The sequence below is a fragment of the Pseudomonas sp. SDO5532_S415 genome (assembly GCF_054071155.1).
On sequence record NZ_JBSVWS010000013.1, the window covers coordinates 36,615 to 51,893 of the forward strand.

At 60.8% G+C, this 15,279-nt stretch carries 11 protein-coding genes; 5 read left to right on the forward strand and 6 right to left on the reverse strand.

All coding sequences use genetic code 11. The annotated features are described in order from the left end of the window. Positions 1 to 4 precede the first annotated feature (4 nt). Complete coding sequence (locus tag ACW9HW_RS06395) at positions 5 to 1,216, reverse strand: CmpA/NrtA family ABC transporter substrate-binding protein (protein ID WP_457398974.1); 1,212 nt, start codon at positions 1,214 to 1,216, stop codon at positions 5 to 7. Positions 1,217 to 1,444: 228 nt separating this feature from the next. Between ACW9HW_RS06395 and ACW9HW_RS06400 the strand changes: the two genes are divergently transcribed. Then, a complete protein-coding gene (locus tag ACW9HW_RS06400; RefSeq protein WP_095197296.1) occupies positions 1,445 to 2,464 on the forward strand; it encodes a quinone-dependent dihydroorotate dehydrogenase in 1,020 nt (339 codons plus the stop codon). 293 nt (positions 2,465 to 2,757) lie between these two features. Here the strand turns inward: ACW9HW_RS06400 and rmf are convergent, their stop codons facing one another. After that, positions 2,758 to 2,973, reverse strand: coding sequence for a ribosome modulation factor (gene rmf / locus ACW9HW_RS06405; protein ID WP_003223300.1), 216 nt, complete (start codon positions 2,971 to 2,973; stop codon positions 2,758 to 2,760). A gap of 529 nt (positions 2,974 to 3,502) precedes the next feature. On the opposite strand from rmf, the gene rlmKL reads away from it, so the two are divergent. Further along, positions 3,503 to 5,773: a bifunctional 23S rRNA (guanine(2069)-N(7))-methyltransferase RlmK/23S rRNA (guanine(2445)-N(2))-methyltransferase RlmL gene (gene rlmKL / locus ACW9HW_RS06410; RefSeq protein WP_095197297.1), complete on the forward strand. Its 2,271-nt coding sequence runs from the start codon at positions 3,503 to 3,505 to the stop codon at positions 5,771 to 5,773. A gap of 197 nt (positions 5,774 to 5,970) precedes the next feature. Further along, entirely contained in the window at positions 5,971 to 8,370 is a 2,400-nt protein-coding gene (locus ACW9HW_RS06415) for a sensor domain-containing diguanylate cyclase (protein WP_457398976.1), read from the forward strand. 124 nt (positions 8,371 to 8,494) lie between these two features. Here ACW9HW_RS06415 and dacB read toward each other — a convergent pair whose 3' ends face one another. Continuing rightward, positions 8,495 to 9,955: a D-alanyl-D-alanine carboxypeptidase/D-alanyl-D-alanine endopeptidase gene (gene dacB, locus ACW9HW_RS06420; protein WP_457398978.1), complete on the reverse strand. Its 1,461-nt coding sequence runs from the start codon at positions 9,953 to 9,955 to the stop codon at positions 8,495 to 8,497. A gap of 233 nt (positions 9,956 to 10,188) precedes the next feature. On the opposite strand from dacB, the gene ACW9HW_RS06425 reads away from it, so the two are divergent. Next, positions 10,189 to 10,530, forward strand: a complete 342-nt coding sequence (locus ACW9HW_RS06425; protein ID WP_046042876.1) for a YggL family protein — start codon at positions 10,189 to 10,191, stop codon at positions 10,528 to 10,530. A 79-nt stretch (positions 10,531 to 10,609) separates the two neighbouring features. On the opposite strand, the gene ACW9HW_RS06430 is transcribed toward ACW9HW_RS06425, so the two are convergent. Further along, the gene (locus ACW9HW_RS06430) at positions 10,610 to 11,803 is read right to left on the reverse strand and encodes a benzoate/H(+) symporter BenE family transporter (RefSeq protein ID WP_457398980.1); all 1,194 of its coding nucleotides are present in this window, start codon (positions 11,801 to 11,803) and stop codon (positions 10,610 to 10,612) included. A gap of 355 nt (positions 11,804 to 12,158) precedes the next feature. Between ACW9HW_RS06430 and ACW9HW_RS06435 the strand changes: the two genes are divergently transcribed. After that, positions 12,159 to 12,923 carry a GntR family transcriptional regulator gene (locus tag ACW9HW_RS06435; RefSeq protein WP_095197301.1) on the forward strand — a complete coding sequence of 255 codons (765 nt, stop codon included), beginning with the start codon at positions 12,159 to 12,161 and terminating at the stop codon, positions 12,921 to 12,923. Positions 12,924 to 13,101: 178 nt separating this feature from the next. Here ACW9HW_RS06435 and guaD read toward each other — a convergent pair whose 3' ends face one another. After that, positions 13,102 to 14,406, reverse strand: coding sequence for a guanine deaminase (gene guaD / locus ACW9HW_RS06440; protein ID WP_095197302.1), 1,305 nt, complete (start codon positions 14,404 to 14,406; stop codon positions 13,102 to 13,104). Between the two features lie 23 nt (positions 14,407 to 14,429). Beyond that, entirely contained in the window at positions 14,430 to 15,275 is an 846-nt protein-coding gene (gene xdhC, locus ACW9HW_RS06445) for a xanthine dehydrogenase accessory protein XdhC (RefSeq protein ID WP_457398983.1), read from the reverse strand. Positions 15,276 to 15,279 lie beyond the last annotated feature (4 nt).

The window sequence follows — 15,279 nt, forward strand, 5'->3', positions numbered from 1 at the left end:
CCTGTCAGCGGCTGGCGATAAGGGGCGAGCTGTCGCTCATGGCGTGCAGCTTGAAGCTGCGGGCGTAGCCGGCCGGATCAGACCCATCCCAGACCCTGCCGTCGATCAGCTGGCTGCTGCGCATTGCTTCGCTCGCAGAAGCGACTCCGACGGCACTGGCGGCCTCTCGGTACAAGTCTAGTTGCTGGACATGACGGGCCACCGCGAGGTAATCCGGATCGTCGCGCAACAACCCCCAGCGACGGAATTGGGTCATGAACCACATGCCATCGGACAGATACGGCAAATTGACCTCGCCATCAGCATGGAAACGCAAGGCGTGCGGGTCTTGCCAGCGATTGCCGAGACCGTCGGCGTAGTCACCCAGCAGGCGCGGTTCGATGCAGTCGAGCGGGGCGTCGAGGTACTGCGGTGCGCTGAGCAATTGCGCGGTGCTGCGGCGGTTTTCGGTGCTGTCTTCGATGAAACGGCTGGCTTGCAGGATTGCCATCACCAGCGCCCGGGCGGTATTGGGGTATTGCTCGACGAAGGCGCGGGTGCAGCCCAGGACCTTTTCCGGGTGATCGGGCCAGATGGTCTGGGTCGTCGCCAGGGTAAAACCGAGATCCTGTTGCACCGCGCTGGCGGACCAGGGCTCGCCGACACAAAAACCGTCGATGCGGCCCGCTTGCAGGTGCGCGACCATTTGCGGCGGCGGCACCACCACGCTGTCGACGTCCTGCAACGGATGAATGCCCTGGCTGGCGAGCCAGTAATACAGCCACATGGCGTGGGTGCCGGTGGGAAAGGTCTGAGCAAAGGTCAGTTTTGGGCGAGTTTGGTGCACGTGTCGGTGCAGTGCCTCAGGACCGGTCACGCCCAGGCTCTGTAATCCGTGGGAGAGGTTGATGCTCTGGCCGTTCTGGTTCAGCCCCATGAGCACGGCCATGTCGGTCGCGGCCACGCCACCGATGCCCAGGTGCACGGCATAGATCAAGCCGTAGAGACTGTGGGCGGCGTCGAGTTCTCCGCTGACCAGTTTGTCCCGCAGATTGGCCCAGGACGGTTGGCGCTTGAGGTTCAGGGTCAGGCCGTAGGGCTGGGCGAACCCCTGGGTGGCGGCAACCACCACCGAGGCGCAGTCGCTCAGGGCCATGAAGCCCAGATTGATTTCGGTCTTTTCCGGGGCATCGCTGCCATTGACCCAGGCCAGAGGGCCGGCTGACGGTTCGTTCATCGCGTGTTCACCTTGCAAAAAAAAGCGTCGTCCCGGGTCCTTGCACACGCAAGTCCGGGTGACGACGCCATTGTCCTGGCACTCATCCCGTCGTTGGCATGGGTGCTGATGACTGAGCGGGTGCAAGGCATATGCCATCGCCGGCTGTTTTTCTCTTGCGCCTCGCCTGTGGACCTGTGCCCGGCTATAATCGCCGCCACTTTTCGCCGCCCTGAGTCCAACCCGCCCATGTACACCCTGGCCCGTCAGCTGTTGTTCAAACTTTCCCCGGAAACTTCCCACGATCTGTCCCTGGACCTGATCGGCGCGGGCGGGCGTCTGGGGCTCAACGGCTTGCTGTGCAAGGCACCGGCGAAGATGCCGGTAAGTGTCATGGGGCTGGACTTCCCGAACCCGGTAGGGCTGGCGGCCGGTCTGGACAAGAACGGCGCGGCCATCGACGGCTTTGCGCAGTTGGGTTTCGGTTTTGTCGAGATCGGTACCATCACCCCGCGTCCGCAGCCGGGCAACCCGAAGCCACGCCTGTTCCGTCTGCCGGAAGCCGAGGCGATCATCAACCGCATGGGGTTCAACAACCTCGGCGTCGATCACCTGCTGGCCCGCGTGGCGGCGGCCAAGTACAAGGGCGTGTTGGGCATCAACATCGGCAAGAACTTCGATACGCCGGTCGAGCGTGCCGTCGACGATTACCTGATCTGCCTGGACAAGGTCTACGCCCACGCCAGCTACGTGACGGTCAACGTCAGTTCGCCGAACACCCCGGGCCTGCGCAGCCTGCAATTCGGTGACTCGCTCAAGCAATTGCTGGCCGACCTGGCTGCACGTCGCGCGGAACTGGCGCTGCGTCACGGCAGGCACGTACCGCTGGCCATCAAGATCGCCCCGGACATGACCGACGAGGAAACCGCCCAGGTCGCCCAGGCACTGATTGAAACCGGTATGGACGCGGTCATCGCGACCAATACCACCCTGAGCCGCGTGGGCGTCGAAGGCATGGAGCATGGCGACGAGGCGGGCGGTCTGTCGGGCGCACCGGTTCGCGACAAGAGCACCCACACTGTGAAGGTGCTGGCGGCCGAGCTGGGCGGTCGCTTGCCGATCATCGCGGCGGGCGGCATCACCGAAGGCAAACACGCGGCCGAGAAAATCACCGCGGGCGCAAGCCTGGTGCAGATCTATTCGGGTTTTATCTACAAAGGCCCGGCATTGATTCGCGAGTCGGTCGACGCTATCGCCGCCCTGCGCTGACGCAAGGTGCTTTTGTGGCGAGGGAGCTTGATCCCGCAGAGCTGCGAAGCGTCCCCAAAACCATCCAATTGAGCGTGTCAGGTAAAGCGTGGTTGCAGGATTTACGACTGCTTCGCAGCCGAACGGGAGCAAGCTCCCTCGCCACAAAGGTGGTTGCGTTTTTATTGGATTTCCAACAGACATAAAAAAGGGCTCCTCGAAGGAGCCCCTGGGCCGTAGCCCGCCGTCCGGATGGGACGTGCGTGGTTAATTCGTTGCGTAATCAGATTGTGTGTCGGAGTGTGTGCCCTGTGTTAGCCGACGGCGTGAAGTTCGTTGAGTCTGTGGATTCCCGCAGTGCCGGTCATACCGTCCCAGTTGTCGCCGCGTCCTTCTCGCCAGCCGTTAATCCAGGCTTGACGTACCGACGGTAGAGTAAATGGGCAAAGCTCACGGGATTTGCCACCAACGCCATATTGATATCCGCGCAAAAATGCTCTTTCCAACGGATCACGCTTAAGTCTTCTCATAGGGTGTAGCCCTCACTTGTTGACTGTTTTTATCGCGTCGACCTCAATTGAGGTCAGGCAGAAAAACTCTGCCGTTGGGGGCTCGCTGCCGGCGTGGCGAGCCAAGGTGTTGACGTCATTGCGGCGCCAACCTGTATTGAGTTCTAACCAATGCGTCACATCGAGGGAATGATCGTTTTGTCATAAGCACGTAACCGTTAATGTGGTATGGCCATAAGTAACACGATGTTCTCCGCGTATTTATTGATCAAAGCCCTGTATGATCGGCCCCCCGCAGGATGAAGGGTTTAATCCTTTGGTGAGAATGCCTCGCGTTGCAGTGGGGATTATTCGACGAAGGGTCGACTTATGACATTTTGTTGCATCAACTTTTTTATCTGTCCTTGCATCTAAGCTCTTTTAACCCGAGCAGCAAGGGTGGGACGGCACACCTTCGTGCCACGCGGGCGCTCTTCGAGAAAAGCGCCTGATTGAAAACCGGGCCGGCAATGCGTTGCCGGTTCACTCAGCCAAAGGCACAGAAATCCTCATGTCCGATCGTTTCGAACTCTTCCTCACTTGCCCAAAAGGCCTTGAAGGCCTGCTCATCGAGGAAGCCGTCGGGCTTGGCCTTGAGGAAGCACGTGAGCACACCTCTGCCGTGCGCGGCATGGCCACCATGGAAACCGCTTATCGCCTGTGCCTGTGGTCGCGCCTGGCCAACCGGGTGCTGCTGGTACTCAAGCGTTTCCCGATGAAAGACGCCGAAGATCTCTATCACGGCGTACTCGACATCGACTGGCAAGACCATATGCTCAATGACGGTACCCTGGCGGTCGAGTTCAGCGGTCATGGCTCGGGTATCGACAACACCCACTTCGGTGCGCTGAAGGTCAAGGACGCCATCGTCGACAAGCTGCGCACGCCGCAGGGCGACCGTCCGTCCATCGACAAACTCAACCCCGACCTGCGCATCCATCTGCGTCTGGACCGTGGCGAAGCCATTCTGTCCCTCGACCTGTCCGGCCACAGCCTGCACCAGCGCGGTTATCGCTTGCAGCAAGGCGCGGCGCCGCTGAAGGAAAACCTCGCGGCAGCGATCCTGATCCGTTCCGGCTGGCCACGTATCGCGGCCGAAGGCGGCGCGCTGGCGGACCCGATGTGTGGTGTGGGTACCTTCCTGGTTGAAGCGGCGATGATCGCCGCCGATATCGCGCCGAACCTGCGCCGCGAGCAATGGGGTTTCACCGCTTGGCTCGGTCACGTGCCGGCGCTGTGGAAAAAACTCCATGAAGAAGCCGCCGAGCGCGCCGCCGCCGGCCTGGCCAAGCCACCGCTGTGGATTCGCGGTTACGAAGCCGACCCGCGCCTGATTCAGCCGGGTCGCAATAACGTCGAGCGTGCCGGCCTGAGCGAGTGGATCAAAATCTACCAGGGCGAAGTCGCGACGTTCGAGCCGCGTCCGGACCAGAACCAGAAAGGCCTGGTGATCTGCAACCCTCCCTACGGCGAACGTCTGGGTGACGAGGCGAGCCTGCTCTACCTCTACCAGAACCTCGGCGAGCGTCTGCGTCAGGCCTGCCTGAACTGGGAAGCCGCGGTGTTCACCGGCGCGCCGGACCTGGGCAAGCGCATGGGTATCCGCAGCCACAAGCAGTATTCGTTCTGGAACGGCGCCTTGCCGTGCAAACTGCTGTTGATCAAAGTGCTGCCGGATCAATTCGTCACCGGCGAGCGTCGCACCCCGGAACAGCGTCAGGCCGAGCGTGAGCAGGCTGAATATGATCAGGCGCCGAGCGAGCCGCAAGAGCGCAAATACAACAAGAACGGCAATCCGATCAAGCCAACTCCAGCCCCCGCGCCGGTGGTCGAGCAGCCTCGCCTGAGCGAAGGCGGGCAGATGTTTGCCAACCGCCTGCAAAAGAATCTCAAGGGCCTGGGCAAGTGGGTCAAGCGTGAAGGTATCGACTGCTACCGCGTCTACGATGCCGACATGCCGGAATATTCCATGGCCATCGACCTGTACCAGGATTGGGTCCACGTCCAGGAATACGCCGCCCCCAAATCCATCGACCCGGAAAAAGCCTCGGCGCGCATGTTCGATGCCCTGGCCGCGATTCCGCAGGCGTTGAACATCGACAAGAGCCGCGTGGTGGTCAAGCGCCGCGAGCGCCAGAGCGGTACCAGGCAGTACGAGCGCCAGGCGGCGCAGGGCAAGTTTGTCGAAGTGAACGAAGGCGGCGTGAAGCTGCTGGTGAACCTCACCGATTACCTCGATACCGGCCTGTTCCTGGACCACCGGCCGATGCGCCTGCGCATTCAGAAAGAGGCGGCCGGCAAGCGCTTCCTCAATCTGTTCTGCTACACCGCCACCGCCAGTGTTCATGCGGCCAAGGGCGGCGCGCGCAGCACCACCAGTGTCGACCTGTCGAAGACCTATCTGGACTGGGCACGGCGCAATCTGTCGCTGAACGGTTTCTCGGACAAGAACCGTCTGGAGCAGGGCGATGTGATGGCCTGGCTGGAGGCGAGCCGTGACGAGTACGACCTGATCTTCATCGACCCGCCGACCTTCTCCAACTCCAAGCGCATGGAAGGTATCTTCGACGTGCAGCGTGACCAGGTGCAATTGATCGACTTGGCCATGGCGCGGTTGGCCACCGGTGGGGTTTTGTACTTCTCCAACAACTTCCGCAAGTTCGAGCTGGAGCCCAATCTTTCCGAGCGTTATGCGATCGAAGAGATCACCGCCCAGACCATCGATCCGGATTTTGCGCGCAATGCCAAGATCCACCGCGCGTGGAAAATCACCGCGCGCTGATGTTGAACCCTTGTAGGAGCGAGCTCTGCTCGCGATGGATTCGAGAGCACCGCGTACATCCAGAAAGTACGCGTTATCGTTATCGACCATCGCGAGCAGAGCTCGCTCCTACAGCGCTGGTCAAATTAGTGGCTAATAGCTATAACTCAACTCAAGGCCAAAGGGCTTTCCCGCACCTGGCGTTCTGAGTTGTATTTATGTCGTTGCACGCCGTGCGCCCAAAAATCCTGGGTTTTATCAGCGAAGATGTCTCGGCCTGGCTGGTCGCGCTCCTGGTATTGCTCGTCGGCGGGATTCTCACGGGGTTACTGGCCTGGTCAACGCTCAATCTGTTTCAACATCAATTGCGGCAACGTTTTCAGCTGCTGGCCAGTGAGCGTTACAGCCGTATCGAAGAACGTTTCGAAGATCAGGAGCAGCGCCTCGATGGTCTGCGCCGCTTCTTCGCCAATTCCGATGCGGTTTCCCGAGAAGAATTCAACGGCTACACCCTACCTCTGTTGCACCGCACCCAGGCGTATTCATTCGCCGAACGGGTCAGTGGCGATCAGCGGGCGGCGTTCGAGCGCCGCGTGCGGGATGAGGGCCTGAGCGGTTTTACCCTGCGCGAACTCAATGCCGACGGCCAACTGCAATTGGCTGCCGAACGGGATGAGTATGTGGTGGTGGTGTACAGCCAGACGCAAAGCAAACTCGGCGCGCCGCTCGGCTACGATTTGCTGGCGCAGCCGATGCGGCGCGCCACCCTCGAACGGGCCGACCGGCACGGGCGCATGGCGGTGTCGCAACCGATGCACCTGGTCAGTATCGAACCGGCCTATGCACGGGGTGTGCTGCTGGTCGCGCCGGTCATGTTGCGCAACCACCCGGATGGCGCAACCGGCAAACCGTTCGGTTATGTGATGGCGGTGATCAGCATGCGTCAGCTGCTGGCCGACGGCTTGCCGGAATCTGGCCGTGATTATCTTTCGGTGCGCATCCTCGACTTATCCACCGATGCACAGCACGAAGTACTGTTCGAATCGCCGAACGCTCCTGCCGTCAGCGAGTTGTCCGCGACCCGGTTGTTACGCCTGGCTGATCACGATTATCAAGTCGATATCCAGCCCAGCGAGGCGTTCCTGCAGGCCAATCATTCGTCGGTGACCACCCTGGTGGTGCTGGGAAGCTTGCTCAGTATGTTGCTCAGTGCCTTGCTCTACGTCTTGGTCAGCCAGCGGCAACGGGCATTGAAAATGGTCGAGCAGCGGACCGAGGAACTGCGTGCCCGCGAACAGGAACTGCGCGGCACCCACGGTCAGTTGCGCGGGGTGCTGAATGCCGCCACCCAGGTGGCAATCATCGCCACGGACCTGCGCGGGGTGATCAGCACCTTCAATGCCGGCGCCGAGCAAATGCTCGGCTACACCGCCGCCGAAGTGGTGGGGCACATGACCCTGGAAAACCTGCACTTGCCCCGGGAGCTCGCCGCACGTTCGGCCGAGTTGAGCGCGCGATTCGGCAAGCCGGTGCCGACCTGCCACGCGATGTTGGTCGAGAACAGCATCGAGGGCGGGCACGAAGCGCGGGAGTGGACGCTGGTGCGTGGCGATGGCAGCCATTTGATGGTGAACATGCTGGCCACTCCGGTGCTCGACGAACAAGGCTTGTGGGTCGGGCATCTGGCGGTATGCATCGACATTACCGAACGCAAACGCGTGCATGAGGCGTTGGCGGCGCGGGACCTGCTGTTGAAGAAACTCAGCGCCCATGTGCCCGGCGGGATTTACCAGTTCAAGATGGAGTTCGACGGTCGCTTCAGCGTCATTTATGCCAGCGACGGTATTCGCGAGATCTACGAGCTCGAACCGGATGTGTTGCTGCTCAATGCCGAAGCGATCTTCACGCGCATTCATCCTCAGGACACGACTCGTGTTCGCGCATCGATCCGCGCTTCGGCGGACACCCTCAGTCCCTGGCGCGAGGAATACCGCGTGCAACTGCCCCGGCGCGGCCTGCGCTGGGTCCGCGGTGAGGCGACGCCGGAGGAACTCCCCGGTGGCGGCGTACTGTGGCATGGCTATATCTCGGACATTTCCGACATGAAGCGGGTGGAAGAAGAGCTGCGCGCGCTGTCGGTCACCGACGCCCTGACCGGTATCCACAACCGCCGCTATTTCCAGGAGCGCCTGACCGGCGAGATGGCCCGGGTGGAGCGTGGCGGCGGCGAGCTGTCGGTGATCATGCTCGACATCGACCACTTCAAACGCATCAATGATCAGCACGGTCATGCCGTGGGCGATCGGGTGTTGCAGGCGGTGTGTGAGCGCATTGGTCAACGGCTGCGACGCACGGATGTGTTCTGCCGTCTGGGCGGCGAAGAGTTTATGGTGCTGTGCCCGGACATCGGCGGCGAACAGGCCCATCTGCTGGCGGTGGAATTGTGGCAAAGCTTGCGCAATGCACCGATCGACGAAGTGGGGGTCGTCACGGCCAGTTTCGGGATTGCCAGCTGGCGGGTCGGCGAGGGCGCGGATGCGCTATTGCTGCGCGCGGATTCCGGGGTTTATGCGGCGAAGCAGGCGGGAAGGGATCGGGTGCAGGGGGAGATGAATTAGTCAGTCGTACACCTTTACCTGTGGGAGCGGGCTTGCTCGCGAAAGCGGTCTATCAGTCACATCAATGTTGAATGTGCTGCCGTCTTCGCGAGCAGGCTCGCTCCCACAGTGGTTCTGTGGTGTCTTATAGAACCGAAGCCGTCTGCGGCGTTTTCGGCTGGCGATACAGGTCCAGCAGCACCTGATCGAGCACCGACGAGGCGCCAAACGGGGCCTTGTCGTTGAGGATTGCCACCACGGCCCAGGTATTGCCATTGACGTCGCGACTGTATCCGGCAATCGCCCGCACGGTGTTCAGGGTCCCGGTCTTGACGTGGGCTTCACCGCGCATCGCGGTGGTCTTCAGGCGTTTACGCATGGTGCCGTCGGTACCGGCTATCGGCATCGAGCTGATGTATTCGGCGGCGTATGGGCTGCGCCACGCGGCTTGCAGCATTGAAGCCATTTCCCGAGCACTGACGCGCTCGGAGCGGGACAGGCCGGAGCCATTCTCCATTACCAGATGCGGCGCAGTGATGCCTTTCTTGGCCAGCCACTGACGCACCACGCGCTGGGCAGCCTTGGCGTCGTCGCCGTCGGCGTCGGTGCGGAATTTCTGGCCGAGGCTCAGGAACAGCTGCTGGGCCATGGTGTTGTTACTGTATTTGTTGATGTCGCGGATGATTTCCGCCAGGTCCGGCGAGAATGCCCGGGCCAGTACCTTGGCGTCTTTCGGCGTTGGCGCCAGAACGTCCCGGCCTTGAATGCTGCCACCCAGTTCTTTCCAGATCGCGCGCACGGCACCGGCGGTGTAGGTCGCATGGTCGAGCAGTGACAGGTAAGTCTGCGAGCTGCAGCCTTCGCCCAATTGACCGCCGACCGTGACGGTCACGCTGCCATCGGCCTGGGTGACCGGGTTGTAACGCACACCGCCGGTGCACTGTTTGGAATTGAGTGCTTTGACCTGATTTTCGATGCGGATGCTGGCAATCGGCGGTTCCACGGAAATCAGCACCCGGCCGCCATCGTTGCGGGCAACGAAGCGCAGGGCCTTGAGGTTGACCAGCAACGCATCGGGCTTGACCAGGAACGGCTTGTTCTCATCGTTGCCGTCGTCGTTGAACTCCGGCAATTGCGGTTGCGCGAAGAAGTTCTTATCCAGCACCAGGTCGCCGGTGACCTGGGTCACGCCATTGGCGCGCAGATCGCGCATCAACAGCCAGAGTTTTTCCATGTTCAGTTTCGGATCACCGCCACCCTTGAGGTAGAGGTTGCCGTTGAGGATGCCGCCGCTGAGGGTGCCGTCGGTGTAGAACTCGGTTTTCCACTGGTGGTTCGGGCCGAGCATTTCCAGGGCCGCGTAGGTGGTGACCAGTTTCATGGTCGAGGCCGGGTTGACCGATACGTCGGCGTTGAAAATGGTCGGGGTGCCCGGGCCGTTGAGTGGAATCATCACCAACGACAGGGCGTTGTCCTGCAACTTGCTGGCTTTGAGGGCTTTTTCAACGTTGGGCGACAGCGCGGTGTTGATCGGTTCAGCGGAAACGGGGAGGGCCAGCGGGAAAATGAGGCCAGCCAGCAGCAGTGGACGCAACGATTTGATCATGTGAAATAAAACCCTACAGCCGAGGGGAAAAGACGAGGGCATGAAAATGAAAAGCCCTCAGCGGTCATGAAAGTGTCGGCATTATGCCCCAAGGTGTCATGGCTTGTGCCGTGCCTTGGTCTTGTTATCGGCTATTTTTTTACCGGCGGTAGGGTGCGCGCCGTTCAGAGGCGGGCAATCGGCGACTTAAACTGCTAAAGTGCCGGCCGTTATTACTTAAGAGGATTGTTCCAATGGCGACTAACCGTTCCCAGCGTCTGCGCAAAAAACTGTGCGTCGATGAATTTCAAGAGCTGGGTTTCGAACTGAACCTGGATTTCAAAGAAGATTTGGCTGATGAAGCCATTGATGCTTTCCTCGATGCGTTCCTCAAAGAAGCCATGGAAGCCAACGGCCTGGGTTATGTTGGCGGCGACGACTACGGTCTGGTTTGCCTGCAGAAGCGTGGCTCGGTCAGCGCTGAACAGCGCGCTGCCGTTGAAGCCTGGCTCAAGGGCCGCACCGAGTTGACCAGCGTTGAAGTCAGCCCGCTGCTGGACGTTTGGTACCCGGAAAAGCCGATCAATCAGGCTTAAGGGCAGTTGCAAGCTTCAAGCTGCAAGCGGCAAGTTAATTGCGCTTGAAGCTTGAAGCTTGAAGCTTGAAGCTTGAAGCTTATAGCTGCTTTCTCCAATTCAGGATCACCAACGTCACCACCCCCGCCACAATCCCCCAGAATGCCGAACCGATGGAAAACAGCGTCAGCCCCGATGCCGTGACCATAAAGGTGATCAGCGCCGCCTCACGTTCCTTTACATCGCTCATGGCGATGCTCAAGCCATTGATGATCGAGCCGAACAACGCCAGAGCGGCAATCGACAGCACCAGTTCCTTGGGCAGTGCGGCAAACAACGCCGCCAGCGTCGCGCCGAACACCCCTGCGAAGCCATAGAAAATCCCGCACCACACCGCTGCGGTATAGCGTTTGTTGCGATCTTCATGGGCATGCGGTCCGGTGCAGATCGCCGCGCTGATGGCAGCGAGGTTGATCCCGTGGGAGCCGAAGGGCGCCAGCAGCAACGAAGCGATACCGGTGGTGGTGATCAGCGGTGAAGCCGGAACGCTGTAGCCGTCGGCACGCAACACGGCGATGCCCGGCATGTTTTGCGAGGTCATTGCCACCACGAACAACGGGATGCCGATGCTGATCGTTGCGGCGAAGGAAAAGTTCGGCGTGGTCCAGACGGGCGTGGCCATTTCCAGCCGAAAACCGCTGAAGTCCAGCAGTCCCATGAACCCCGACAACGCGGTGCCGATCAGCAACGCGGCCAATACCGCGTAGCGCGGTGACAGTCGCTTGACCAGCAGGTAGGTGAAAAACATGCCGAGCACCAACGCGGTCCGATGCTGGGCGGCGACGAAAATTTCGCTGCCGATCTTGAACAGGATCCCCGCCAGCAGCGCCGCCGCCAGTGACGCGGGAATTTTTTTCATCAGACGCTCGAAGCTGCCGGTCAAACCGCAGATCGTCACCAGCACGGCGCAGGTGATATAGGCCCCGATGGCTTCGCCATAGCTCACACCGCCCAGGCTGGTAATCAGCAATGCCGCGCCCGGGGTCGACCAGGCGATGGTGATCGGCGTGCGATAGCGCAACGACAGGCCGATCGAGCACACCGCCATGCCGATGGAAATCGCCCAGATCCACGAGGAGATCTGCCCGCTGGTCAGGCCCGCCGCTTGCCCGGCCTGGAACATCAGGACCAGGGAACTGGTGTAGCCGGTCATCATGGCGATGAAGCCGGCGACGATGGCCGAAGGGGAGGTATCGGCCAATGGGCGGAGATGGGTGTGCGTGGCGTCGTTCATGACAGCGCGTTCCTGGTTCTGAAAAAGATGTACGAATCGACGCTGAACCCTGTGGGAGCGAGCCTGCTCGCGAAAGGGGTGGATCAGTCGACATCTGCGTTGACTGACACGCCACCTTCGCGAGCAGGCTCGCTCCCACAGGGGTATTGCGTTGAACGGTGGATTTCGGGATTAGCCTAAACTCAAATGTAAGCAGGCGTTGCTATACAGCAGAAGCGACAAACAGCCGTACAGTCGTGTTGCCACCATCCATTGTGTACAATTGCAGTGTTTTTTACGCGATACTTGCCAGCGACCCACTGTGCCGTATTACAGTCACGGTCAATTCGCCGCAGTTCTCCCGACTCGAGTGCCCATGAACGAACAGTTGCAACCCCTCAAGAAACAACCGCGAGCAGGCAAAGCCGGCCGCAGCGGTACCCAGGACGATATTGTCTACGCGCATATCTTCGAGGCCATCCTCGAACAGCGTCTGGCGCCCGGCACCAAGTTGAGCGAAGAAGCGCTGGGGGAAATTTTCGGGGTCAGCCGCACCATCATTCGCCGCGCGCTGTCGCGCCTGGCCCATGAAGGCGTGGTGCTGTTGCGTCCGAATCGCGGCGCCGTGGTAGCCAGCCCGAGCGTCGAAGAGGCGCGTCAGGTGTTCATGGCCCGACGTCTGGTAGAGCGTGCAATCACTGAGCTGGCGGTGCAACACGCTACCGCCGAGCAAATTGCCGAGTTGCGCCAGATGGTCAACGACGAGCGCGACAGCTTCTCCCGCGGCGATCGGGGTGCCGGCATCCGTCTGTCGGGCGAGTTCCACCTGAAACTGGCCGAGGCGGCGAAAAACGCGCCGTTGATCAGTTTCCAGCGCAGCCTGGTGTCCCAGACGTCGCTGATCATTGCCCAGTACGAAACCGGCAACCGTTCCCACTGCTCCTACGACGAGCACACCCAGCTGATCGATGCGATCGAAGCGCGCAACGGCGAGCTGGCGGTGGACTTGATGATGCACCACATGGATCACATCGACAGCAAACTCAACCTCGACGAAGAAAGTGCGTCGGATGATTTGCATGCGGTGTTTTCGCATCTGTTGCAGACCAAAAAGCCGGGGCGGTCACCAGCGAAAATCTGACAGACCGTGGTGCGCCTATCGCCAGCAGGCTGGCTCCCACAGGGTTTGAGGTCGCACGCAAATCTTGTGAACCCCACAAATCACTGTGGGAGCCAGCCTGCTGGCGATGGCGGCAGGACAGGCAATAAAAATCCCCCGGGCTGAAAAGCGGCGGGGGATTTTTATTGCGTGCAATTTATTACCGCTGATGCACCAGATTCCCCGCCGCATAGGTCTGCAGCACCGTCCGGTCATCCCCAAGGGTCATCAGCACAAACAACGACTCGGCAATGTTATTGGCCTGCTTCAAGCGATACCCGAGCAGCGGTGTAGCGTTGTAATCGAGCACCAGGAAGTCGGCGTCGGTGCCCGGTTGCAGGTTGCCGATCTTGTCTTCCAGACGCAAAGCACGAGCGCCGCCGAGGGTCGCCAGGTACAGCGACTTGAATGGGCTCAGGCGCGCACCTTGCAGTTGCATGACCTTGTACGCTTCGTTCAGGGTTTGCAGCAGCGAGAAACTGGTGCCGCCACCGACGTCGGTGCCCAGGCCGACATTGAGTTTGTGCTTCTCGGCCATCGGCAGGTTGAACAGACCGCTGCCCAGGAAGAAGTTCGACGTCGGGCAGAAGGCAATGGCAGAGCCCGTCTCGGCCAATCGCGCGCACTCGTCGTCGCACAGATGCACGCCGTGGGCGAACACCGAGCGCTCGCCGAGCAACTGATAGTGATCGTAGACGTCCAGGTAGCCTTTGCGCTCCGGGAACAGCGCCTTGACCCACTCGACTTCCTTGAGGTTTTCGCTGATGTGGGTCTGCATGTACAGATCCGGGTATTCACTGAGCAACTGCCCCGCCAGGGTAAGCTGTTCCGGGGTGCTGGTCGGTGCAAAGCGTGGGGTGACCGCGTAGTGCAGGCGACCCTTGCCGTGCCAGCGCTCGATCAGCGCCTTGCTTTCGACGTAGCTGGATTCGGCGGTGTCGGTCAGGTAGTCCGGGGCGTTGCGATCCATCATCACCTTGCCGGCGATCATTCGCAGGTCCAACTGCTCGGCGGCTTCGAAGAACGAGTTCACCGACTGCGGATGCACGCTGCCAAACACCAGTGCGGTGGTGGTGCCGTTGCGCAGCAATTCCTTGATGAAAATGTCCGCGACTTCATCGGCATGGGCCTTGTCGGCGAACTGGCTTTCGCACGGGAAGGTATAAGTGTTGAGCCAGTCCAGCAGTTGCTCGCCGTAGGCACCGACCATGCCGGTTTGCGGCAGATGGATGTGGGTGTCGATGAACCCGGGGGTGATCAGCGCGTCCTGATAATGGGTAATTTCGATCTCGGCGGGCAGGGTCGGCAGCAGCTCGCTGGCGTGACCAAGGGCGCTGATTTTACCGTTGTCGACCACCAGCAAGCCGTCTTCGAAATACTCGTAGGAGGCTTCAATACCTACTTCAGCGGGGTCGGCAATGCTGTGCAGGATGGCGGCGCGGTAGGCTTTGCGTGTCAGAGGCATGGGATTCCCGGTTTTCAGGCTTATCAATTGGAGGCTTGGCTGCGGCGAGAAGCGGGCAGCAGTTTGGCAATCGACGATCCGGCGCTGGCGCTGTGCTGGCCGAAATTCGCGTTATAGGTGGCGATGATTTCGCCGGCGATGGAGATGGCGATTTCCACGGGCAACTTGCCTTTGACTTCGCCGATGCCCATCGGGCAGCGCATGCGTTGCAGCACCGCGCTGTCAAAACCACGGTCGCGCAGACGATGTTCGAACTTCACCCGTTTGGTCTTCGAACCGATCAGGCCGAAGTAGGCGAAGTCGTTGCGCTTGAGGATCGCGGCGGTGAGTTCGAGGTCGAGCTGGTGGTTGTGGGTCATGACGATGCAGTAGCTGCCGGCGGGCAGGTCGTCGATTTCATCGACGGGTTCTTCGCTGACGACCTTGCGCACACCGTGGGGGATCTGCTCGGGGAACTCGGCGTCCCGCGAGTCGATCCAGCGCACGCGGCAGGGCAGGCTGGCGAGCAACGGCACCAGCGCCCGGCCGACATGGCCGGCACCGAACACGGCGATCTGCGCCTGGACCTGGCCCATTGGTTCGAATAGCAACACCGTCACGCCACCGCAGCACTGGCCCAGGCTGGCACCGAGGCTGAAGCGCTCCAGGTGAGTATCCTGTTTGCCGCTGGCAAGCATCTCGCGGGCGATCTGCATGGCTTTGTATTCCAGGTGCCCGCCACCGATGGTGTCGAACGACTGGCTGGCGCTGATGACCATCTTCGAGCCGGCATTGCGCGGCGTCGAGCCGAGTTCTTCGATGATGGTCACCAACACGCAGGGCTCACCCTGGTTTTGCAGGTCGGCGAGGGCGTCGATCCAGTTGTACATGTCT